The 23,097-nt window shown below is 42.1% G+C and carries 24 protein-coding genes and 1 pseudogene; 9 read left to right on the top strand and 16 right to left on the bottom strand.

The window, feature by feature from the left end:
• Nucleotides 1-94 precede the first annotated feature (94 nt).
• The 4 genes from murT to HW098_RS00555 all read left to right on the top strand — a co-directional run bounded on the left by murT (nt 95) and on the right by HW098_RS00555 (nt 4,014).
• Nucleotides 95-1,438: a lipid II isoglutaminyl synthase subunit MurT gene (gene murT / locus HW098_RS00535; RefSeq protein ID WP_173306917.1), complete on the top strand. Its 1,344-nt coding sequence runs from the start codon at nt 95-97 to the stop codon at nt 1,436-1,438.
• Nucleotides 1,438-2,220 carry a lipid II isoglutaminyl synthase subunit GatD gene (gene gatD, locus HW098_RS00540; RefSeq protein ID WP_000263163.1) on the top strand — a complete coding sequence of 261 codons (783 nt, stop codon included), beginning with the start codon at nt 1,438-1,440 and terminating at the stop codon, nt 2,218-2,220. Before murT ends, gatD begins: the two co-directional genes overlap by 1 nt.
• A 127-nt stretch (nt 2,221-2,347) precedes the next feature.
• Nucleotides 2,348-3,430 carry a Xaa-Pro peptidase family protein gene (locus HW098_RS00545; RefSeq protein ID WP_176138946.1) on the top strand — a complete coding sequence of 361 codons (1,083 nt, stop codon included), beginning with the start codon at nt 2,348-2,350 and terminating at the stop codon, nt 3,428-3,430.
• Between the two features lie 110 nt (nt 3,431-3,540).
• Nucleotides 3,541-4,014 carry a GNAT family N-acetyltransferase gene (locus HW098_RS00555; RefSeq protein WP_176138947.1) on the top strand — a complete coding sequence of 158 codons (474 nt, stop codon included), beginning with the start codon at nt 3,541-3,543 and terminating at the stop codon, nt 4,012-4,014.
• A 149-nt stretch (nt 4,015-4,163) separates the two neighbouring features.
• Here the strand turns inward: HW098_RS00555 and HW098_RS00560 are convergent, their stop codons facing one another.
• The 8 genes from HW098_RS00560 to HW098_RS00595 all read right to left on the bottom strand — a co-directional run bounded on the left by HW098_RS00560 (nt 4,164) and on the right by HW098_RS00595 (nt 9,741).
• Complete coding sequence (locus HW098_RS00560) at nt 4,164-4,625, bottom strand: ECF transporter S component (protein ID WP_000814989.1); 462 nt, start codon at nt 4,623-4,625, stop codon at nt 4,164-4,166.
• Nucleotides 4,603-5,376, bottom strand: coding sequence for a bifunctional hydroxymethylpyrimidine kinase/phosphomethylpyrimidine kinase (locus tag HW098_RS00565; protein WP_176138948.1), 774 nt, complete (start codon nt 5,374-5,376; stop codon nt 4,603-4,605). Before HW098_RS00565 ends, HW098_RS00560 begins: the two co-directional genes overlap by 23 nt.
• A complete protein-coding gene (truA, locus tag HW098_RS00570; RefSeq protein WP_176138949.1) occupies nt 5,366-6,115 on the bottom strand; it encodes a tRNA pseudouridine(38-40) synthase TruA in 750 nt (249 codons plus the stop codon). The genes HW098_RS00565 and truA overlap by 11 nt, the downstream gene beginning before the upstream one ends.
• A 98-nt stretch (nt 6,116-6,213) precedes the next feature.
• The gene (locus HW098_RS00575) at nt 6,214-7,365 is read right to left on the bottom strand and encodes an MFS transporter (protein ID WP_176138950.1); all 1,152 of its coding nucleotides are present in this window, start codon (nt 7,363-7,365) and stop codon (nt 6,214-6,216) included.
• Between the two features lie 121 nt (nt 7,366-7,486).
• Nucleotides 7,487-8,116: a Pr6Pr family membrane protein gene (locus HW098_RS00580; protein WP_173226970.1), complete on the bottom strand. Its 630-nt coding sequence runs from the start codon at nt 8,114-8,116 to the stop codon at nt 7,487-7,489.
• Nucleotides 8,117-8,118: 2 nt separating this feature from the next.
• Entirely contained in the window at nt 8,119-8,457 is a 339-nt protein-coding gene (locus HW098_RS00585; protein WP_176138951.1) for a zinc ribbon domain-containing protein YjdM, read from the bottom strand.
• Between the two features lie 130 nt (nt 8,458-8,587).
• On the bottom strand, nt 8,588-9,259 hold the full coding sequence (cmk, locus tag HW098_RS00590; RefSeq protein ID WP_050311567.1) for a (d)CMP kinase: 672 nt from the start codon (nt 9,257-9,259) through the stop codon (nt 8,588-8,590).
• Between the two features lie 8 nt (nt 9,260-9,267).
• Nucleotides 9,268-9,741, bottom strand: coding sequence for an SAG1386/EF1546 family surface-associated protein (locus HW098_RS00595; RefSeq protein WP_050311568.1), 474 nt, complete (start codon nt 9,739-9,741; stop codon nt 9,268-9,270).
• 51 nt (nt 9,742-9,792) lie between these two features.
• Here HW098_RS00595 and HW098_RS00600 point away from each other — a divergent pair, with 51 nt between their 5' ends.
• Nucleotides 9,793-9,999 carry a ferredoxin gene (locus HW098_RS00600; protein ID WP_000705155.1) on the top strand — a complete coding sequence of 69 codons (207 nt, stop codon included), beginning with the start codon at nt 9,793-9,795 and terminating at the stop codon, nt 9,997-9,999.
• 50 nt (nt 10,000-10,049) lie between these two features.
• On the opposite strand, the gene HW098_RS00605 is transcribed toward HW098_RS00600, so the two are convergent.
• The 6 genes from HW098_RS00605 to HW098_RS00630 all read right to left on the bottom strand — a co-directional run bounded on the left by HW098_RS00605 (nt 10,050) and on the right by HW098_RS00630 (nt 17,155).
• Nucleotides 10,050-11,015 carry a glycosyltransferase family 2 protein gene (locus HW098_RS00605; RefSeq protein ID WP_176138987.1) on the bottom strand — a complete coding sequence of 322 codons (966 nt, stop codon included), beginning with the start codon at nt 11,013-11,015 and terminating at the stop codon, nt 10,050-10,052.
• A gap of 1 nt (nt 11,016) precedes the next feature.
• Complete coding sequence (gene galE / locus HW098_RS00610; RefSeq protein WP_176138952.1) at nt 11,017-12,036, bottom strand: UDP-glucose 4-epimerase GalE; 1,020 nt, start codon at nt 12,034-12,036, stop codon at nt 11,017-11,019.
• Between the two features lie 99 nt (nt 12,037-12,135).
• Nucleotides 12,136-13,239, bottom strand: coding sequence for an FAD-dependent oxidoreductase (locus tag HW098_RS00615; protein WP_176138953.1), 1,104 nt, complete (start codon nt 13,237-13,239; stop codon nt 12,136-12,138).
• A 16-nt stretch (nt 13,240-13,255) separates the two neighbouring features.
• Entirely contained in the window at nt 13,256-14,053 is a 798-nt protein-coding gene (locus tag HW098_RS00620) for a Nif3-like dinuclear metal center hexameric protein (protein ID WP_176138954.1), read from the bottom strand.
• The gene (locus HW098_RS00625; RefSeq protein WP_176138955.1) at nt 14,040-14,717 is read right to left on the bottom strand and encodes a tRNA (adenine(22)-N(1))-methyltransferase TrmK; all 678 of its coding nucleotides are present in this window, start codon (nt 14,715-14,717) and stop codon (nt 14,040-14,042) included. Before HW098_RS00625 ends, HW098_RS00620 begins: the two co-directional genes overlap by 14 nt.
• Nucleotides 14,718-14,818: 101 nt before the next feature.
• The gene (locus tag HW098_RS00630) at nt 14,819-17,155 is read right to left on the bottom strand and encodes a cation-translocating P-type ATPase (protein ID WP_176138956.1); all 2,337 of its coding nucleotides are present in this window, start codon (nt 17,153-17,155) and stop codon (nt 14,819-14,821) included.
• A gap of 132 nt (nt 17,156-17,287) precedes the next feature.
• Here HW098_RS00630 and HW098_RS00635 point away from each other — a divergent pair, with 132 nt between their 5' ends.
• Complete coding sequence (locus tag HW098_RS00635) at nt 17,288-18,037, top strand: 1-acyl-sn-glycerol-3-phosphate acyltransferase (protein ID WP_050074205.1); 750 nt, start codon at nt 17,288-17,290, stop codon at nt 18,035-18,037.
• A 290-nt stretch (nt 18,038-18,327) separates the two neighbouring features.
• Here the strand turns inward: HW098_RS00635 and HW098_RS00640 are convergent, their stop codons facing one another.
• Together HW098_RS00640 and rpsO are read right to left on the bottom strand one after the other, a co-directional pair.
• A complete protein-coding gene (locus tag HW098_RS00640) occupies nt 18,328-18,948 on the bottom strand; it encodes a CadD family cadmium resistance transporter (protein WP_020903630.1) in 621 nt (206 codons plus the stop codon).
• Between the two features lie 638 nt (nt 18,949-19,586).
• On the bottom strand, nt 19,587-19,856 hold the full coding sequence (gene rpsO, locus HW098_RS00645; protein ID WP_001018251.1) for a 30S ribosomal protein S15: 270 nt from the start codon (nt 19,854-19,856) through the stop codon (nt 19,587-19,589).
• A 202-nt stretch (nt 19,857-20,058) separates the two neighbouring features.
• On the opposite strand from rpsO, the gene HW098_RS10350 reads away from it, so the two are divergent.
• The 3 genes and pseudogenes from HW098_RS10350 (at nt 20,059) to thrS (ending at nt 23,008) form a co-directional block, all read left to right on the top strand.
• Nucleotides 20,059-20,403: a hypothetical protein gene (locus HW098_RS10350; RefSeq protein WP_004255634.1), complete on the top strand. Its 345-nt coding sequence runs from the start codon at nt 20,059-20,061 to the stop codon at nt 20,401-20,403.
• A 285-nt stretch (nt 20,404-20,688) separates the two neighbouring features.
• Nucleotides 20,689-21,011 (top strand): annotated as a pseudogene (locus HW098_RS10795) (MazG-like protein).
• 53 nt (nt 21,012-21,064) lie between these two features.
• Complete coding sequence (gene thrS, locus HW098_RS00655) at nt 21,065-23,008, top strand: threonine--tRNA ligase (protein WP_000608345.1); 1,944 nt, start codon at nt 21,065-21,067, stop codon at nt 23,006-23,008.
• Nucleotides 23,009-23,097 lie beyond the last annotated feature (89 nt).

Below are 23,097 nucleotides of genomic sequence, written 5' to 3' on the forward strand. Positions count from 1 at the left end.
AAATCTCATCTTAACTGACAGCCCTCTTTGGGCTGTTTTTGCTTCTGCGAAACACCAAATCTGTCTTTTCCCTCTTTTGTGATATAATAGAAACATGAACTTAAAAACTACTTTGGGCCTTCTTGCTGGGCGTTCTTCCCACTTCATTTTAAGCCGTCTTGGACGTGGAAGTACGCTACCAGGAAAACTTGCCCTTCAATTTGATAAAGATATTTTACAAAACCTAGCTAAGAACTACGAGATTGTCGTGGTCACTGGAACCAATGGAAAAACCCTGACAACTGCCCTCACTGTCGGCATTTTAAAAGAGGTTTATGGTCAAGTTCTGACCAACCCAAGCGGTGCCAACATGATCACAGGGATTGCGACAACCTTCTTAACAGCCAAGCCTTCTAAAACTGGAAAAAATATTGCCGTCTTAGAAATTGATGAAGCCAGTCTATCTCATATCTGTGACTACATCCAGCCAAGTCTCTTCGTCATCACCAATATCTTCCGTGACCAGATGGACCGTTTCGGTGAAATCTATACTACCTATAACATGATTTTGGATGCTATTCGTAAGGTGCCTACTGCCACTGTTCTCCTTAATGGAGACAGTCCACTTTTCTACAAGCCAGCTATTCCAAATCCTGTAGAGTATTTTGGTTTTGACTTGGAGAAAGGGCCAGCCCAGCTGGCTCACTATAATACCGAAGGGATTCTCTGCCCTGATTGCCACAGCATCCTTAAGTACGAGCATAATACCTATGCAAACTTGGGTGCCTATATCTGTGAAGGCTGCGGATGTAAACGTCCTGAACTCGACTATCGTTTGACAAACTTGGTTGAGTTAACCAACAATCGCTCTCGCTTTGTCATTGACGGCCAAGAATACGGTATTCAAATCGGTGGTCTCTACAATATCTACAACGCCCTAGCTGCGGTTGCCATCGCCCGTTTCCTTGGTGCAGATTCACAACTAATCAAGCAGGGATTTGATAAAAGTCGTGCTGTCTTTGGACGCCAAGAAACTTTCCATATCGGGGACAAGGAATGTACCCTCGTCTTGATTAAAAATCCAGTCGGTGCAACTCAAGCTATCGAGATGATTAAACTAGCTCCTTATCCATTTAGCCTATCTGTCCTCCTCAATGCCAACTACGCAGACGGTATTGATACCAGCTGGATCTGGGATGCTGATTTTGAACAAATCACTGACATGGACATTCCCGAAATCAATGCTGGCGGTGTTCGCCATTCTGAAATCGCACGTCGTCTACGAGTAACTGGCTATCCAGCTGATAAAATCACTGAAACAAGTAGTCTGGAACAAGTTCTTAAGACCATTGAGAACCAAGACTGCAAGCATGCTTATATTCTGGCTACCTATACTGCTATGCTCGAATTCCGCGAACTGCTGGCTAGTCGTCAGATTGTTAGAAAGGAGATGAACTAATGGTTTATACTTCACTTTCCTCAAAAGCTGGCAATTACCCCTATCAGCTCAACATTGCCCACCTCTACGGAAACCTCATGAATACCTACGGGGACAATGGAAACATCCTCATGCTCAAGTATGTGGCTGAAAAACTGGGAGCCCATGTGACGGTTGACATCGTTTCACTTCATGATGATTTTGATGAAAATCACTACGACATCGCCTTTTTCGGTGGCGGTCAAGACTTTGAACAAAGTATTATTGCAGACGACCTACCTGCTAAAAAAGAGAGCATTGACAACTACATCCAAAACGACGGTGTGGTTCTCGCTATCTGCGGTGGTTTCCAACTATTGGGTCAGTATTATGTTGAAGCTTCAGGCAAACGCATCGAAGGGCTAGGAGTCATGGGTCACTACACCCTCAACCAGACCAATAACCGTTTTATCGGTGACATCAAGATTCACAATGAAGATTTCGATGAAACCTACTATGGTTTTGAAAATCATCAGGGCCGTACCTTCCTCTCAGATGACCAAAAACCACTGGGACAGGTTGTCTATGGAAATGGAAATAACGAAGAAAAAGTCGGCGAAGGGGTTCATTATAAGAATGTCTTTGGTTCCTACTTCCACGGACCTATCCTCTCTCGTAATGCCAATCTGGCTTATCGCCTAGTCACTACTGCCCTCAAGAAGAAATATGGTCAGGACATCCAACTCCCTGCCTATGAGGACATTCTCAGCCAAGAAATCGCTGAGGAATACAGCGACGTCAAAAGCAAGGCTGACTTTTCTTAAACAAAGTGAAACTATATCAAAGAACTCCGTTATCTTGTCGGAGTTCTTTTTGTCTTTTCTTTTACCCTTCTCCCTTGCATTTTCTCTCTTTTTTTGCCAAAATAGAGGGATAGAAAGAAGGTAGCTTATGTCTAAATTACAACAAATCGTAACATATCTTGAATCAGAAAAACTAGACGTCGCTGTCGTATCTGACCCCGTCACAATCAATTACCTCACTGGCTTTTACAGTGATCCCCATGAACGCCAAATGTTCCTTTTTGTCCTAGCAGATCAGGAACCTCTCCTCTTTGTCCCAGCCCTTGAGGTTGAGCGTGCAAGCAGCACTGTTTCCTTCCCAGTTGTGGGCTATGTGGATTCTGAAAATCCATGGCAAAAAATGAAACATGCTCTTCCACAACTTAACTTCAAACGTGTCGCTGTTGAGTTTGACAATCTCATCTTGACCAAATACCATGGCTTGAAAACAGTTTTTGAAACTGCTGAGTTTGACAACCTCACTCCTCGTATCCAACGCATGCGCCTCATCAAATCAGCTGACGAAGTGCAAAAAATGATGGTTGCAGGTCTCTATGCGGACAAGGCTGTTAAGGTTGGTTTTGACAATATTTCTCTTGATAAGACTGAGACAGATATCATCGCCCAAATTGACTTTGCTATGAAACGTGAAGGTTATGAAATGAGTTTTGATACCATGGTCTTGACTGGTGATAATGCTGCAAATCCACACGGTATTCCAGCAGCAAACAAAGTTGAAAATAACGCTCTTCTCCTCTTTGACCTTGGTGTTCTAGTCAACGGCTATGCGTCAGATATGACTCGTACGGTCGCTGTTGGTAAACCTGACCAATTCAAGAAAGACATTTACAACTTGACTCTTGAAGCCCAACAAGCTGCTCTTGACTTTATCAAACCAGGTGTGACTGCCCATGAAGTGGACCGCGCTGCCCGTGAGGTCATCGAAAAAGCTGGTTACGGCGAGTACTTCAACCACCGTCTCGGTCACGGTATCGGTATGGATGTCCACGAATTCCCATCTATCATGGAAGGAAACGATATGGTCATCGAAGAAGGCATGTGCTTCTCTGTTGAACCAGGTATCTATATCCCGGGTAAAGTCGGTGTCCGTATCGAAGACTGCGGTGTTGTCACTAAGAATGGATTTGACCTCTTTACAAGCACCAGCAAAGACTTGCTTTATTTTGATTAAACTATATAGCCCCTATGCTTTCCTTTCAAAATATCTAGGGGCTATTTTATTATCATTTTTCTGCTATTATGCTAAACTAATAAAAATATTTTTAATTAAGGATACATTTCATGACTATTCGAAAAGCTAAACAAGAAGATATTCCTAAATTACTCGATTTATTACAACAAATCCTTACGGTTCACCACCAAGCTAGACCAGATATTTTTAAGCAAACTGGGACTAAATATAGTTCCTCTGAGTTGCAAACCATTCTCTCTCAAGAACATACCCCTATTTTTGTTTTTGAAGATGAGAAGGGACAAGTTCTCGGACACCTATTTTGTACCATAAAAGATAAAACAGATAATCCTGTTCTCCAGGAAATCAAAACCCTTTTTATCGAAGATTTATGTGTAGATCAAAATGCTCGTGGTCAAAAAATTGGTGAACAACTCTATCAATTCGCTCTCAATTATGCTAAAGAAATTGGCTGCCATAATCTAACCCTAAGTGTCTGGAATGATAACGAGGGTGCTCTCCGCTTTTATCAAAGACAAGGGATGAAACCCCAAGAAACAACAATGGAAATGATAATTGATTAAGAAGTAATCTATAAAAAGATGTTAGAAAAAGTTCAATTTCACTAGAAAATGAGGAAAATCTTCCCACAATAAAACGCATAGTATCAAGTTTTTTCAACACCTGATACTATGCATTTTTTCTAATTCTTAGGACTTTCTCCACAGCCTCTTTACTTAATCTTCTTGATACTTTGACTAAGAATAAATCCTACAATCATCCCTACCATATTTTGCATGAAATTTGGTAAAATTTCTGGTAGAGCTGCAGCCCAGCCATTCATCAATGTAGAACCCAAGGCGTAACCCCCTACCATGGCAATCGTTGCTAAGATAAGGCCTAACCACTGAGTTTTTCCTTTAAATCCTGCAAAAAATCCCTGCAAGCCATGGTTGACCAAGCTAAAGAACATCCACTGAGGATAGCCTGATAAGAGGTCAATCAAGAAACCTGCTAGTCCTCCGACTACAGCCCCTTCACGACTACCAAAGTAGAATGCCGTAAAGAAAACACCCGCATCTAAAAGAGTTAGAATTCCTGTCGGTGTTGGGATTTTTAAGAAATAACCTAGAACCACAGAAAGGGCGGTTAATAAGGATACAAGGGCGATTTTAGTTGTTTTGGTTTGCTTCATATTGTCTTACTCCATACTGATCTGCTTGTGCAATGGCACGATAAACGAAAGCCTTAGAGCTTTCTACTGCTGGTAAAAGTTCATCACCTTTGACTAGGTGACTGGCAATACTTGAGGCAAAGGTACAACCTGCACCAGCATTTTGCCCTTGAATGACAGGATTTTCTAGGACTGTAAAGGTCTGTCCGTCATAAAAGACATCCACAGCCTTGTCCTGACTAAGGCGATTGCCTCCCTTGATAATGACTGCTGGCGCTCCTAAATCATGCAATTTCTGCGCTGCAGCCTTCATATCTTCCAAGGTTTTAATTTCCTGATCTGCCAATAATTCTGCTTCAGGAAGATTAGGTGTAATCACACTGACATAAGGGAAAAAGCGAATCAACTCTTGGCAAAGTTCACTTACAGCCACGTCGTGCGTTTCCTTGCAGACCAAGACAGGGTCCAATACTACAGGAACTCCTGGGCGTTGCTTGACAAAGTCCAAAGCCTTCTCAGCTACGCTGACAGTTGGTAAAAGACCAATCTTAATCCCCCCAAATTCCACATCATGCAAGCTATCTAATTCATGTTGAAAAATGGTATCGTCAGTTGGAAAGACTTCAAAGCCCTTTTCCGTCAAGGCTGTCAAACAAGTCACTGCTACAAAGCCATGCAAGCCGTTCAAGGTATAAGTAGCCAAATCAGCTGACAAACCACCACCACTAAAAATATCATTTCCAGAAAGTGCTAAAATACGATTATTCTTCATAACGAATCTCCTTTAAATATAAACCATTTGGTGCTGCAGTGGGACCTGCAAGCTGCCTGTCCTTTTTCTCCAAGATGAGGTCAATCTGCTCTACTGGCATGCGGTTATTGCCAATTTTGAGTAGCGTCCCCACCATATTGCGAATCTGCTTATACAAGAAACCATTTCCTGAAAAGGTAAAGGTCAAAAACTGGCCTGTCTCATCCACCCTAAGGCTAGCTTCTGTAATAGTGCGAACCTTATCTTCTACACTAGTCCCAGAGGCTGTAAAGCCAGTGAAATCATGGGTTCCTTCTAGCTTTTTGATTGCCATCTGCATGCGTTCCACATCGAGTGGGTAGGGAAAGTGAGTGGCATAGTGACGGCGCATAGGATTCTTGGGACGTCCCCTATCCACAATAAACTCATAGGTCTTGCTATGCTTGGCATAACGGCAATGAAAATCATCCGCTACCAGCTCAATCGAAATCACATCAATATCTTCAGGGGACTGGGTGTCCAAGGCAAAGCGAAGTTTTTCCTCATCCATCTGATAGGGAAGGTCAAAATGAATGACCTGTCCCAGGGCATGAACCCCACTATCTGTCCTACCAGCACCGTGAACAGTAATGGCTTCCCCTTTATTTAACCTGGTCAAGGTTTTTTCAATTTCTTCCTGAACACTACGCGCATGAGGCTGGCGCTGAAAACCAGCAAAGGTGTAACCATCATAGGAAATAGTTGCTTTATATCTCGTCATAACTTCTATTTTATCAAGAAAATAATCTGTAGACAAGGTCCTAAAATAAAGACTGTATGGGTACAAAAATCCCGAAAGAAAAACTTAGGAAACCAATCCTAAGCTCTCTTTTGAAGTAGGTACATGACAAAGATAGAGGTTACAATCAACCATGAGCCTAAAATGGCAAAGACCAACATGCCATTGTGAGTTAGTAAGCCAATTGCACCTAGAACAAATGGGGTCGTAAAGGCTCCGAAACTACAGCCTAAAACCGCAAATGAAGTTGCTTGATTGAGGAGTTTAGCTGGAATTCGTTCAGAGACAAGTTGAAAGACCGTCGTCAAGGCTACACTATAGGCAAAACCAGCCAGAATACTCCCTGCCACTACCACCCACAAGGATGGAGACAAGGCAATCACAATTTGCCCTAAGCCAAAGGTAATACCAGACCAGAGGAGCAGTTTCTCTTTAAAGATAGAAATCAAGAAAGAGAAACTCACACCAGCCACAATCCCGATTAACTGCATGACACTAAGAACAAAACTAGATAACTGGGCATCTCCAAGCCCTCTTTCCACCATCAAACTTGGAATACGAATAGTAATAGCCGTATTGGTACAAACTACAACTGCCGCTTCAATAGCTAAGGTAAAAATCAAGCCCTTCATTTCCCGAGTTAAGCAACTTGCTTCCTTCGTTTTTTTCTTGACTTCTTTCTTTTCTTTTCCATAAGGGACAAATAGCAAATAAAGGATCAGCACCAAAAATCCAGCACTATAAGCTAGGAAGGTAGCTGTCCAACCGAAGGCCAACAATTGGCCGACTGCCAAGGTAATGAGAGAAGCCCCAACAACCTCTGCAGAACCGCGTAGCCCTAACATCTGAATTCGCGTTTTTCCTTGATAGCGTTCACTGATAATGGAAATGGCCTTAGCATTGATCATCCCAACACCCAAACCAAAAAGAATCCGTGTTCCAAAGACAAAGGGATAGGCTTGATACCAAAATGGAGCCGTTCCGCTCAGTGATAAAATCAGCAAGCCCAAACTAATCTGTAAGCGCTCAGGAAATATTTTTTCTAAGAAACCATTTAGTAGTAACATCATCATGATTCCAAAGGAAGGCAAGCTCGCCAAGAGCTCAATTTGTTCCTTAGGATAGCCTTGATAATAGTCAAACATGGCTGGAAGGGCACTCGAGATGGAAAAGGACGTAATCAAAACGAGGGAGAGAGCCAAAATACTGGCCCGTTCTAAAAATTGTTTCATGAAATCTCTTTCTATATTTTCTCTTAATCTTCTACTCTTTTGAGAATTATAAAGCAAGAAAAGAAGAAGTCCCATTGGTTTGTAGACTCCTTCTTAAACTAGAAAATGAATCCCTTGTATCTTAGGATGACTTTCTCTTGATTTGCTTGATAAAGTAGAAGATAAATCCTGCCACCATATAGGCAACAAAGATAATCAGACACCACTTGAATACGACATCCCAACCCTTGTTCACATTCAAAAAGAAGTAAGGGAAAGGATTATCCTTGGCATTTGGAATATTGAGTTTTAAAACCAAACCATTAAAAAGAGCAAACATCATATACAGCAAGGGTAAAATCGTCCACACAATTGGATCCCAAATCTTGTATTGACCCTGTTTGTCAAAAAAGAGGGTATCTGCGAAAAACCAGAGGGGAACGATATAGTGGCAAAGGAAATTTTCTAGGGTATAGAAATTAGTCGCAATAGGCGCTAAGAGGAAATGGTAAATCACACAGGTAATCATGATACTCATGGTGACTCCACCTTTTAAGCGCAAGAGACTTGGTCTTTGCCAGTTTTCACCTACACGGCTCATAACCTTTAAGAGATAGAGCGTAAAAATAGTTACTAACAGATTTGACAGAACCGTGTAATAGAGAAGCATCCCAAAACCACCATGCTTGGTAATTTCAAGATAAACTCCCGTAAAAGCCGCTAGAAACAAGAAGATACGGCTATAAAATACAAGTTTATAGTGTTTTGACATACTTAAATTTTCTTCACAAACTCTGATTTGAGTTTCATGGCACCAAAGCCATCAATCTTACAGTCGATATTGTGGTCGCCTTCTACAATGCGAATATTTTTCACGCGCGTCCCTTGTTTCAAATCTTTCGGCGCACCTTTTACTTTCAAGTCCTTGATGAGGGTTACAGTATCACCGTCAGCCAATTTATTTCCGTTGGCATCGATAGCGACAAGACCTTCTTCTACTTCTGCAACTTCAGCAGGATTCCACTCATAAGCACATTCTGGGCAAACCAGTAGGGCACCGTCTTCGTAGACATACTCTGAATTACATTGTGGGCAATTTGGTAGGTTGTTCATGGTTTCTCCTTATCATCATTCACTATTCTTTGAAAATCAAAATTTCTCGAACAGCAACTATTATACCCTAAAATCAGCATTTTGACAAATTTAGAAAAAAACCGATATCCATCTATCGGCTTTTCTACATTTACATTCTTTTTTCAGCTTCTGCTTTGATTTTTTCAACTACTTCTTGAATGTTCAAACCAGTTGTATCAAGGTAGACAGCATCCTCTGCTTGTTTGAGAGGCGAAGTCTCACGATGACTATCCTTGTAGTCACGCGCAGCAATTTCCTCTTTTAGGGTTTCAAGGTCTGTTTCAATTCCCTTGGCAATATTTTCCTTGTAACGACGCTCTGCTCTCTCATCAACAGAAGCTACTAGGAAAATTTTTAATTCTGCTTGTGGCAATACAACAGTCCCAATATCGCGACCGTCCATGACAATCCCGCCTTGTTGGGCAATTTCTTGTTGGAGAGAAACTAGTTTCTCACGCACTTGAGGAATTGCTGCAATAGCAGAAACATGATTGGTCACTTCATTTTCACGAATAGGATGTGTAATATCCACATCTCCTACAAAGACAAGCTGCTCTCCAATTTCTGAGCGTCCAAAACTGATTGGATGCTGGTCCAACAAGGCTAGAAGGTCTTCGACTTCTTCTACTCCTAACTGGTTTTGGAGAGCCATATAGGTCGCTGCACGATACATGGCACCTGTATCTAGGTAGGTGTATCCAAAGTCCTTGGCAATAATCTTTGCGACCGTACTCTTACCGCTGGAAGCAGGACCATCAATAGCAATTTGAATTGTTTTCATATCGGCTCCTATTTTATTTTTATAACATCACCTGGATTAGCAAACCAAGATCCTGTAGCCATATGCCCAGGATTCAAGGCCTCTAACTGAGCAATGGAAATCCCAGCACGAGCGGCAATGGCTGCTTCCCCTTCTCCAGCCAAGACTTTTGTCGTCCCTTCTGGATCTGTGGCTTCCTCCGAGTGTTCAGAAGTAGATTCTGGCTCTGAACTCTGCTCAGGATGGGAACTGCTTGAAGATGAGACTTGTGCTACACTTGCATCAGAATCGTGAAAATCTTTCAAGGCTGCTGTGCGATTACTCCCACCCGATGATAGATAGATAAGAACAATAATCATCACGACTACAATCACGAAGAAAATACTAGCTAAAATCGTCAAAACACGATTGGCCACTACATCTCTGCCTTGAGTTCTCTTACGACGCTCTGCTCTTGATTCTTCTTGATCATAAATATCTTCTTGCCACGGTTCTTTTTCCATACCCTACTCCTTGTTTTTTTTTACTTTTCTTATTACAATATAAATATGAACATGAAAATCACACTTATACCTGAACGATGTATCGCCTGTGGGCTTTGCCAAACTTATTCTGATTTATTTGATTACCACGATAATGGAATCGTGCGTTTTTACGATGATCCTGACCAGCTGGAAAAAGAAATTTCTCCTAGTCAGGATGTCTTAGAGGCTGTTAAAAATTGCCCAACTCGCGCCCTAATTGGAAACCAGGAAGCCTAAATCAATGGCGATAATCCACTCCCTCTAGTTTAGCATATTTCCATGTAAAATTATAGTCTTTTCTCTTTATTTTTTTCTGTAAAATCAGGAAGGTCACTTTTTTCTTTAATCAGATAAAGTGGTCTTTTTTTAGTCTCCAGATAAATCTTACTGATATACTTGCCGAGAATCCCAATGGTCAAGAGTTGAATGCCTCCAAGAAAGAGAATGACTGCCATCAAAGAGGTCCAACCTGATGTCGGATTGCCCAAAATGAGAGTCCGAACCACAACAAAAAAGGTCATTATTAGAGAAACAAAGCAAGATAAGAGACCTGCAACAAAGGCGATAATCAAGGGAAAATCTGAAAAATTAACAATCCCTTCAATGGAGTAGAAAAAAAGTTGCCTAAAACTCCAACTGGTCTTGCCAGCCTGCCTTTCGACATTTGGATAGTCCAGATAGTGGGTTTTAAAGCCGACCCAGGCAAAGAGTCCCTTTGAAAAACGATTGGACTCAGTCAAACTTAAAATGGCATCGACTACAGACCTTCTCATCATACGAAAATCACGAACACCTGAGGGCAGGGCTACTGGGCTAATTTTTTGCATGAGGCGGTAAAAGATATCAGCACAGAAACTACGAAAGAAGGGTTCTCCCTCCCGACTGGTCCTGCGTGTTCCAACACAGTCCAAGTCTGCATTCTGGTCTAGTAAATTTTTCATCTCAAGCAACATACTCGGAGGATCTTGGAGGTCTGCATCCATCACCACCACCAAATCTCCTGTCGCATATTGCAAGCCTGCGTAGAGGGCTGCTTCTTTGCCAAAATTTCGTGAGAAAGAAAGATAATGCACTGCCGGATTTTGTTCCCGATAGGCCTTTAAAAGTTCCAAGGTCCCATCGCTCGATCCATCATCGACAAAGACATACTCGATTTCTATTTCCAAATCTGGAAGTAAAGCTTCCAAAGCCTGATAAAAAAGAGGAAGTACTTCCTCTTCGTTTAAACAGGGGACAATGATTGACATCACCATCTTAGTCTTCAAATCCATTTGGATGCTTGCTTTGCCAACGCCATGCGTCTTCACACATTTGGGTGATGCCTAATTCTGCTTCCCAGCCCAGTTCTGCTTTGGCTTTTGCAGGATCTGAATAACAGGCTGCGATATCCCCTGGGCGACGGTCTACAATGCGATAAGGAATTGTACGTCCCACTGCTTTTTCCATATTTTGGATAATTTCAAGAACTGAATAGCCTTTCCCTGTTCCAAGGTTATAAATGTTTAGGCCTGAATCTTTTTGGATTTTTTTCAGAGCTGCGACGTGACCTTTAGCCAAATCGACAACGTGGATATAGTCACGAACACCAGTTCCATCTTCCGTATCGTAATCGTCTCCAAACACTTGCACTTGCTCTAATTTTCCAACGGCTACTTGAGTCACATATGGCAAGAGATTGTTTGGAATACCGTTTGGATTTTCTCCCAAATCTCCACTCTCATGGGCTCCGATTGGGTTAAAGTAACGAAGCAAGACCACATTCCATTCTGAGTCTGCCTTGTAGATATCTGTCAAAATTTCCTCAAGCATAAGCTTGGTGCGGCCATATGGATTGGTCGCTGAAAGTGGGAAATCTTCCAAGATGGGCACTGTATGCGGATCTCCGTAAACTGTCGCAGAAGAACTGAAAATGATGTTTTTACAGTTGTTTTCTTCCATGACCTTCAAAAGACTAACAGTTCCTGCGATATTGTTGTCATAATAAGCAAGAGGGATACGGGTAGATTCACCGACAGCCTTCAAACCAGCAAAGTGAATGACCCCTGTTGGTTCTTCTTGTTTGAAAATATCTCTAAGGGTATCTGTATCACGAATATCTGCCTCATAGAAAGGCACTTCAACTCCTGTGATTCTTTCAACAACTTCTAAACTTTTACGGTTACTATTAACAAGGTTATCCACCACAACAACCTGATGACCTGCTTGGATTAACTCAATAACTGTGTGGGTTCCGATAAAACCCGCTCCACCCGTTACCAAAATCTTTTCTTGCATCTTTTTTCCTCGATTCTCGGATTTTTTCTTATTTTACCATTTTTGATAGGGAATGTCATTTGCCATCCTAGAAGCTAAGCTAAAATTTCAGTAAAATATTTATTCGCTTTTTAGTCGTTTGACATAGTTTTCAATTGGGTAGTTTGCTGGATCTAAGGTCATTTCCCTGCTTTGGACCAGTTGAGCTAGGTGGTAACCAATGATAGGACCAGTTGTGAGGCCTGATGAACCTAGTCCACTAGCAGCATAGACACCTGCCAATTCTGGCACCTGCCCAAAGAAAGGTGAGAAATCACTAGTGTAGGCACGGATTCCCACACGCTCAGCTCTTGAAGTAGCTTCGGCCAAGATCGGATAGTGAGGCAAGGCGGCCTCCTCCATTTGTTGGAGTAAGGTTTCATCTACCGTCAAATCAAATCCCATGTCATTTTCATGAGTAGCACCTAAGGACAATTTCCCACCAGAAAAAGGAATCAAATCCCACTCCCCTTCTGGCATAACAACAGGGTATGATTCCATATCTTGGGCAAGCTGATAATCTAGGAGTTGTCCTTTTTGGGGACGAACATCCACTTCATAACCTAAAGGCTCTAACAGGTGTCCCAACCAAGCTCCCGTCGACAAAATAACCTGATCAAAGACCTCTTCACCAATCTGGTAACCTGATGCTAAAGGTGTCAGACTCACTTTTTCTTTGACCAGCTTGACTTGACTAGCTTCGAGCAAACGAGTCACTAAGAGTTGACCATCTACTCTCGCTCCACCAGAAGCATAGAGCAAGCGATCAAATCCCTGCAAGCCAGGGAATAATTCATTGGCTGATGCTTGGTCCAGAATGGCTAATTGCCCTATCAAGGGAGACTCTTCTCTACGCTGGAGGGCCAGTTGATAGAGTTCTTCCAACTTGGATTCATTCTTTTTCAAGAGAAAGACTCCCGAACGCTGGTAAAAGTCGATTTCTTGCCCTGACTTCTCTAAATCAGCCAACAAATCCATATAAAAATCAGCCCCCAGGCGCGCCATCTTGTACCAGGCTTTATTGCGACGTTTGGAAAACCAAGGACTGATAATTCCTGCTGCGGCCTTGGTAGCCTGACCTTGTCCATGGTCAAAAACGGTCACCTCTAGGTCACTTTCTTTCGAGAGGTAGTAGGCAGCTGTTGCCCCCACAATTCCTGCTCCGATAATGGCAACTTTTTTCATTGGTTTCACTTTCTAACTAGATATGGTGGAAAGGATTGGTCGATGCTTGACTAGGTAAAATCTCTAGTTCCCAGCCTTTTTCCTCTTTCCATTGATTAAGAAGCTCTGCGATTTTTTCCACAAAAAGCACTTCAATATAGTGACCTGGGTCCAATGCTAGCAAGCCATCAGACAACATATCCTGGGCAGTGTGGTAGTAAATATCACCAGTGATATAGACATCCGCTCCTTTAGCTAAAGCATCCTTATAGAAAGACTGCCCGCTCCCACCACAGATGGCCACTTTTGAAATAGGCTTCTGCAAATCGCTCTCTTGATAATGCACCATTCGAAGACTATCTAGGCCGAATACTTGCTTGACATGTTGAGCCAATTCCCCAAATGTCTGAGGCTGAACATTCCCAATACGTCCAATTCCACGTCCAGGACCTGTCTCCTGTAGATAAGTCGTATCCTCAATTCCCAGCATCTGGCAGAACCAGTCATTGAGGCCATTTTCAACGATGTCAATATTGGTATGGCTGACATAAACTGCGATGTCATGCTTGATGAGATCAATGTAAATCTGATTTTGTGGACGGCTAGCTACCAAATCCTTGATGGGACGGAAAATTGGCGCGTGCTTGACGATAATCAAGTTCACACCCTTTTCAATAGCTTCAGCCACCGTTTCTTCACGAATATCCAGAGCCACCATGACACTTTGGATATCCTTGTCCAAAGTTCCAATTTGCAGGCCACGACTGTCTCCCTCCATTGAAAATTCCTGAGGGCAAAAGGCTTCATACGCGTTAATCACTTCACTTGCTAACATGGAGCACCTCCTTGATAGCTTGAATCTTATCTACTAGAACTTGACGTTCTTCCAGATTTTTTTCTGGAATTTGTCCGAGGGCAAATTCTAGCTTAGCAGCTTCTTTTTGCCATTTTTGGACAAATACTGGACTGACTTCTTTGGACAAGAAAGGACCAAAGCGAACATCACTGGCTGATAGCTTCATTTGTCCTGTTTCCACAATTAGAATTTCATAAAACTTGCCAGCTTCTTCTAGGATGTTTTCTGCTACAATCTGGAATCCGTTCTCTTGCAACCAGATACGCAAGTCGTCTTCACGATTATTGGGCTGGAGAATCAAACGCTCTACATTAGCTAGCTTGTCCAAGCCTTCTTCTAAAATCCTAGCAATCAAACGACCACCCATACCAGCAATGGTAATGACAGACACTTGGTCTGCCTCTTCAAAAGCTGCCAAGCCATTGGCTAAACGAACCTGGATTTTCTCCTTTAGGCCGTGAGCCTCAACATTTTTGACCGCAGACTGATAGGGACCTTCCACCACTTCACCTGCAATGGCGCTTCTGATTTGGCCTCTCTCAACCAACTCGATAGGCAGATAAGCATGGTCACTTCCCACATCTAGCAAAATAGCTCCCTGTGGCACAAAGGAAGCCACTAATTCTAATCTCTTTGAAATCATCTTCTCTCACTTTCCAAAACTCTATTACCTCTTATTATACCACATTTCAGCTGGCAATCTTGCACCTAAAAAGACCGCAATCCACAGATTGCAGCCTTTCTTTATTTTCTGGCTTGATAGCGACTAGTCAGGATGAAAATCACGGTAAAGACCAACATCATGACACCATAAACAGGTAATGTTTGTCCTGTTAAGGTTGAAATTTCAAGCAGTTTTTGAATTCTTGGGAAGAGAGCTGTGGCTAGGAAGCCTCCAACTGACCAAACAATCAAGAGGACGCGCCAGAGAGTGAATGGCATGCAGGCTCTAAATACGGATAAGAAACCAATTGACCCCAAGAGATAATAGAGGAGAGTTGAGATTTCTAACTCAGACCAACCTTGACTCGCTCCAAATATTTTCACAAAAAGAACGCTGAAGACAACCATGAGAGCGCTTGGTAGAGCACGAAGCATGGATCTTCTGAGGAAGTTTGGCTCGACAGGTTTGATATTTCGCTCAAAAGTCAGAACGAATGGTGGGAAACCTTCCACAAATTGGTCAATCATGGTAATCTGGATTGGAATGAAAGGGAAAATCAAGATCCACTCAGACCGACCTAATAAAGCACTGGCGATACAGATAACTGCTAACAGGAAGGAATAGATGGTCTTTATCAAGAAAATCGGGGCGATGTGGGCAATGTTATTGACCACACGACGACCTTCAAAGAGAATCTCAGGAACATCATTAAAGTCAGAATTCAAGAGAACCAGATTGGCAATCTGACGAGTCGCAGGATCTCCCTCAGCCATCACGATAGAACAATCCGCCTCACGAAGGGCCAGAATATCATTGACCCCATCCCCTGTCATAGCTGTTGTATGACCCGCTTTTTTCAGAGTTTGGATGATGAGTTTCTTTTGATGAGGGGAAACCCGTCCGAAAATAGCTGTCTCTTCAGCCATAGCAATCAATTCCTCATCCGTAATTTTCGAGCAATCTACATAACTGTCATAGTCTGCAAAACCAGCCTTCTGGGCAATGCTGGATACCGTAACTGGATTGTCACCAGAGATAATCTTGAGGCCCACTTCCTGAGAACGGAGATAGTCCAGCGTCTCAGCTGCTCCCTCTCGTATCGGGTCCAAGATTTCCAGCAAGGCTAGAGCCTGAATATCAGATGGTTTCTGTGGCTTGTGATGGTCTAATTTCTCCTTACTGAGAGCTAAGACCAAGACACGTGAGCCTCTCTCCAAGGCCTCTCTGGCTTCTGGGACTTCATTTTCCAGCAACATCTCAGGTGCACCTAAGAAAACTGTTCCCAAACCTTCCAATTCCATGGCTCCCCACTTGCGGTCGCTGGAGAAGGGAAGATTAGAGAGCATAGGATAGACTACTTGGCCTTGGAATCGCTGGCGAATAGCTTGGGCAGTTGGATTTTTATCCTCACTATGGGCCATATAGCTGGCCAAGATGCTAGCAAGCGCTGACTCTCCATACTCTTCGGTCAAAGGAAGTACGGCCTCCACCTGCATCTTTCCTTGGGTGATGGTGCCCGTCTTGTCCAAACAGAGCATATCCACGCGCGCCAAGGTCTCAACAGAATACATCTCCTGCACCAAGACCTTTTTCAAGCCCAACTTAATCACCGCTGTCAAGAGCGAAGTGATGGTCAAAAGGGCAATTCCCTTAGGTAACATCCCCAAAAGGGCTGTCGACGAGTTTACAACGGATGACTTGAGAGGCAGGCCTTTTAAAAGCAAGGCTTCTAGCAAGAGAGCCAGACCAAAAGGAATGATAATCTTCCCAGTAAAACCAGCTAACCTGTCCAGCGATTTCATGATACGAGAGTTGATTGGTTTAACGGTCTTGGCTTCCAGCATGAGTTTGGCAGCATAGTTGTCTGCACCGACATGGTGAACTTGAGCTAAAACTGACCCACTGGCTAGGAAACTTCCAGACAAAAGCAAGGCGTCAACTTCCTTTTGCACCAAATCACTCTCTCCCGTTAGCATGGCTTCATTGACTTCCGCAAAACCTTCCAAAACCAAGGCATCACTGGGAATCTGCTCTCCTGCAGACAAACGAATGACATCTCCTAACACCAATTCTTCAGGATTCAGAGCCACTTCTTGGCCATCACGAATGGTTTTGACTTTTTCCTTGGTCATGAGATTAAGCTTGTCCACCATGTGTTTGGCCCGTAGCTCGGTCACAATTCCAGAAAAAGCGTTAAAGCAGATAACAGCAAAGAAGACCAGATTGCTCCAAGCCTGCACAAAGGCAAGTGCCAAAGCAATGGCAAAATTCAAAGCGTTAAAAAGGGTAAAGACATTTCGTTTGATGATTTGCCAAGTGCTAGTACTGGCCGAAGCAGTAAAATCATTGACCAAGCCTTTAGCCTGTCTTTCCTTGACTTCTCTTTGGGTTAATCCCATAATCTTATTTTTATCCATAAATTCTATCATATCATTTTTTTTAACAGAATTCTAATCTCACCCCAAATATGCACCTAGTCAAGGGAAAAGTTTGCCAGCCCTCCTTTGATAAGGTATAATAATAACAAGAAAATAATCGAAGGAGATCGCATGTTTTATACTTATTTACGTGGATTGGTTGTCTTGCTCTTATGGTCCATCAATGGCAATGCCCACTATCATAATACTGATAAAATTCCTAATCAAGATGAAAATTATATTTTGGTTGCGCCTCACCGCACTTGGTGGGATCCAGTTTACATGGCTTTTGCGACCAAGCCAAAACAATTTATCTTTATGGCCAAAAAAGAACTCTTTACCAACCGTATCTTTGGTTGGTGGATTCGTATGTGTGGTGCTTTTCCTATTGATCGTGAAAATCCTAGTGCTTCTGCCATCAAATACCCTATAAATGTTCTTAAAAAAAGTAATCGCTCTCTCATCATGTTTCCAAGTGGGAGCCGTCACTCAAACGATGTCAAGGGTGGCGTAGCTCTGATTGCCAAAATGGCCAAGGTCCGTATCATGCCTGTTACCTATACAGGTCCTATGACCTTGAAAGGCTTGGTTAGCCGTGAACGTGTCGATATGAACTTTGGAAATCCAATCGATATCTCAGATATCAAGAAAATGAATGATGAAGGCATTGAAACAGTCGCCAATCGCATCCAAGCAGAATTTCAACGTTTGGACCAAGAAACGAAACAATGGCACAATAATAAAAAACCAAATCCACTCTGGTGGTTTATTCGCATCCCTGCTCTCATCCTTGCCATTATCCTCGCTATCCTAACTATCATCTTTAGCTTTATCGCAAGCTTCGTATGGAATCCAGATAAAAAGAGAGAAAACCTTGCATAGAAGAAATGAACCTTGGCCAAACAGCTAAGGTTTTCATTTATATAGTAGATTGAAACTAGAATAGTACACCTCTACTTCTAAAACATTTTTAGAAATCGATTTGACTGTCCTGATCGATTTGTCCTGTTCTTATTTCATTTTACTATATTTATAAGAATCTTCCAATCAAATCAAAAGACACTCTACAATAGAGTAACTTTAAGATTGTCCATTTATACTCAATGAAAAAGCCCTCTGAAAATCAGAGAGCTGATTTTCAGAGGGCTAAAATCCTAGTGAAACAAAAAAATCTACACGGTCAGAAAAGTCTCTATCGTGCCATTTTCATACATGATGTATAGTCCAAGTAGAATGAATACTAAGGGCACAATGATTCGCTCGTATTTTTCAATTGTCTCGAATATTAACGGAATAGAGGATAACACCCGACTAAGCTCGCATAAGATAATTATGCCGATTACAAACACAAGCAAGGCCACGAGGGTCTGTGACCAATCTAATGAAGCAAAATAAGGTATATAGATACCTAAATTATCTCCGCCAGACGCAATTGTCAGCAATGTAACTGTCCAAAACAGTTGATTTGCCTTGCTTTGTTCTAATCTTTCAATAATTTCTTCCTCTTCTTCCTCTTCTTCCTCACCTTCTCCAACAATTGCAAAGCGAATCCCTAAATAGATAGGGATTAAACCAAGCAATCCAACCATCCATTCTTCAGGCACGAAATTAACGACATAAGCAGCAACTAAACTCGCCCCTACAAGTAAGCCTGTGCCTAGATATTGCCCCGCATAAATATGCCATTTTTGTTTATTCTGTGATAGCTGTGCAAATAAAATAAATAAAATAATTAAATAATCGATACTGGTGGAAATATAAACACCAATAGCAGATATGATTGTCTGTCCCATAAAAAACCTCCTGTATTGGTCAGTAATAAATCAGCAGATTTTAGGAGAGCACAGACACATTAATTTAGCTATCGCTAGTGGGTAATGTCGAACATAGGAAAGCATTTTACTCCTCCTCAAAACGTAGTTACAAAGTAATTTCTAACTGGAATTAGGTGACTACTTCTATGTAAAGTATAACATACTATACTTTACTTCGTAAAGTGTGGGCTCTCCGATTAGCTACGCACCTTTATGGTGTAATTAGCTGATACCATTTGAGGTTTTTGTAGTCTCCAAAATTGTGACCGATAAAACCTCAATAAAAAAGCCCTCTGAAGTCAGTGAGCTGATTTGAACCCAGGCTAAAATCCTAGTGAAAAAGATGAACCTCCTTGCACTCATCGAACACGGTGTCGTTTCCCTATTTTCATACGGATTTTTGGCGCCCTTAGCATCATGATTCTTGCTGGATAAAACGTTTATAAACTAGGCGACAAGCCGAAGATTGTACAAAAATTTTAGTGAACAAAAAAATCTCCCCGAAGGGAGAAGATCTGGTTTATTTTACCTTATAGTGCTAGGAACCGTAACCGAAGATTATACTTGAGTATATCGAGGTAAGGTGGCAACGCAATGTAAGTGGAAAATAAAGCAGATTAGCGACGAAGTCCTAGAGAGTTGATCAACTCACGGTAACGGTTAACGTCGTTTTTACGCAAGTATGCAAGCAAGTTACGACGGCGACCGATTTTTTTCATCAATCCACGGTAAGTAGCGTGGTCTTTTTTGTGTTGTTTGATGTGTTCGTTAAGGTGGTTGATTTCCCAAGTAAGGACAGCAACTTGAACCTCTACTGAACCTGTATCACCTTCGTGACGTGCATATTGTGCGATGATTTCATTTTTTTTCTCTTTTGAGATTGCCATGATATTTCTCCTTTTTATTTGGCTTCATCCGAGTGACAGGTTGGCATGCCTGTAACCAAGAAGAAGTTATTTGTCTTTACGACAATCCCTATTCTACCAATAACTAACTTCTTTGTCAACAGATTTACTTTCTTGTTTTAAATATGCTATAATAATCATAGCAAGAAATCTAAGTTATCTGTTTTTAAACGAGGTGATTATCATGCCTAGATTCTATTCCCATCTCCCCTACTATTTGGTCATATTCTTCTTTTATTGGCCACTTTATGAGTTGTTATCACTAATCATTTCTGACCCCCTTTTTCTCAAGAGTCTCTACGTAAATAATATTCTCTTCTTTACACCTCTGGTAATCTTGATTGTATCGCTACTTTATAGCTACCGTTTCCGTTTCTCACTTTGGTGGTTAATTGGTAACGGACTGCTCTTTTGCTTTACTATCATAACCTTTGGTGAGTTTATACTAATTTACTTGCTAATCTATGAAACCTTGGCTCTGGTGGGCATGGCTTCCGGTATTGGCATCAAGCATATTCTACAAAAATGAAAAACAAAAAACTTTCACAAAATCCTTGAAAAATCTCACAATCATGCTATAATAATCCATAGAGACAAGTCACTTAGTCCCTTTCTACTAGAGAGTGCGTGGTTGCTGGAAACGCATAGAAAGCCTAAACTGACACTACTCTTGAATTTTTTATGAAAACATAAAACGGTGGCCACGTTAGAGCCAATCAGAGGTGTCCCTCTTTTTTGAGGAACATAAATGAAGGTGGAACCACGTTGCGACGTCCTTTCGAGGATGTCGCAATTTTTTATGAGGAGGCTAACTATGGAGTTGCAAAAATTAGTGGAGCGCTGTGGGGCAATCCGACAAGCTTATCACGAACTGGAAGTTAAGCATCATGATTCCAAGTGGACGGTAAAGAAGACCTCTTGGCTTTGTCTAATGATATTGGAAATTTCCAACGATTGGTGATGACAAAGCAAGGACGCTACTATGATGAAACACCCTACACACTGGAACAAAAACTTTCAGAAAATATCTGGTGGCTAGTAGAACTTTCTCAACGTCTGGATATAGACATTCTGACGGAAATGGAAAACTTCCTCTCTGATAAAGAAAAGCAATTGAACATTAAGACTAGGAAGTAGTCTGCAAAAAAGTCAATGCTTAAAAACTATGAAATAATAAAAAGGAGAACATCATGATTAACATTACTTTCCCAGATGGCGCTGTTCGTGAATTCGAATCTGGCGTTACAACTTTTGAAATTGCCCAATCTATCAGCAATTCCCTAGCTAAAAAGGCCTTGGCTGGTAAATTCAACGGCAAACTCATCGACACTACTCGTGCTATCACTGAAGATGGAAGCATCGAAATCGTGACACCTGATCACGAAGATGCCCTTCCAATCTTGCGTCACTCAGCCGCTCACTTGTTCGCCCAAGCAGCTCGTCGTCTTTTCCCAGACATTCACTTGGGAGTTGGTCCAGCAATCGAAGACGGCTTCTACTACGATACTGATAACACTGCTGGTCAAATCTCTAACGAAGACCTTCCTCGTATCGAAGAAGAAATGCAAAAAATCGTCAAAGAAAACTTCCCATCAATTCGTGAAGAAGTGACTAAAGACGAGGCACGTGAAATCTTCAAAAATGACCCTTACAAGTTGGAATTGATTGAAGAGCACTCAGAAGACGAAGGCGGTTTGACTATCTATCGTCAGGGTGAATATGTAGACCTTTGCCGTGGCCCTCACGTCCCATCAACAGGCCGCATCCAAATCTTCCACCTTCTCCATGTAGCAGGTGCTTACTGGCGTGGAAATAGCGACAACGCTATGATGCAACGTATCTATGGTACAGCTTGGTTTGACAAAAAAGACTTGAAAAACTACCTTCAAATGCGTGAAGAAGCTAAGGAACGTGACCACCGTAAACTTGGTAAAGAGCTTGACCTCTTTATGATTTCACAAGAGGTTGGTCAAGGACTTCCATTCTGGTTGCCAAATGGTGCGACTATTCGTCGTGAGTTGGAACGCTACATCGTAGACAAAGAGTTGGCTTCTGGCTACCAACACGTCTACACTCCACCACTTGCTTCAGTTGAGCTTTACAAGACTTCTGGTCACTGGGATCATTACCAAGAAGACATGTTCCCAACTATGGACATGGGTGACGGGGAAGAATTTGTCCTTCGTCCAATGAACTGCCCGCACCACATCCAAGTCTTCAAACATCATGTTCACTCATACCGTGAGTTGCCAATCCGTATCGCTGAAATCGGTATGATGCACCGTTATGAAAAATCTGGTGCCCTCACTGGTCTTCAACGTGTACGTGAAATGTCACTCAACGATGGTCACCTCTTTGTCACTCCAGAACAAATCCAAGAAGAATTCCAACGTGCTCTTCAGTTGATTATCGATGTTTATGAAGATTTCAACTTGACTGAATACCGCTTCCGCCTATCTCTTCGTGATCCTCAAGATACTCACAAGTACTTTGATAACGATGAAATGTGGGAAAATGCACAAACTATGCTTCGTGCAGCTCTTGATGAAATGGGTGTGGACTACTTTGAAGCCGAAGGTGAAGCAGCCTTCTACGGACCAAAATTGGATATTCAAGTTAAGACCGCCCTTGGAAAAGAAGAAACTCTTTCTACTATCCAACTCGACTTCTTGCTTCCAGAACGCTTCGACCTTAAATACATCGGAGCTGATGGTGAAGAGCACCGTCCAGTTATGATCCACCGTGGAGTTATCTCAACTATGGAACGCTTCACAGCTATCTTGATTGAGAACTACAAGGGTGCCTTCCCAACATGGCTTGCACCACACCAAGTAACCCTCATCCCAGTATCTAACGAAAAACACGTGGACTACGCATGGGAAGTAGCTAAGAAACTCCGCGACCGTGGTGTCCGTGCTGATGTCGATGAGCGCAATGAAAAAATGCAGTTCAAGATCCGTGCTTCACAAACAAGCAAGATTCCTTACCAATTGATCGTTGGGGACAAGGAAATGGAAGACGGAACTGTTAACGTTCGTCGCTATGGCCAAAAAGAAACACAAACTGTCTCAGTAGATGACTTTGTTCAAGCTATCCTAGCTGATATCGCCAACAAATCACGCGTTGAGAAATAAGAGCCTAGTAAAAAGTCCTTAAAATCAGAAAAACGCATAATATCAGGTGTTGAATGACCTTGTTACTATGCGTTTTATTCTTTATAATT

This window comes from Streptococcus sp. 1453, assembly GCF_013276955.1.
Classification (GTDB): domain Bacteria; phylum Bacillota; class Bacilli; order Lactobacillales; family Streptococcaceae; genus Streptococcus.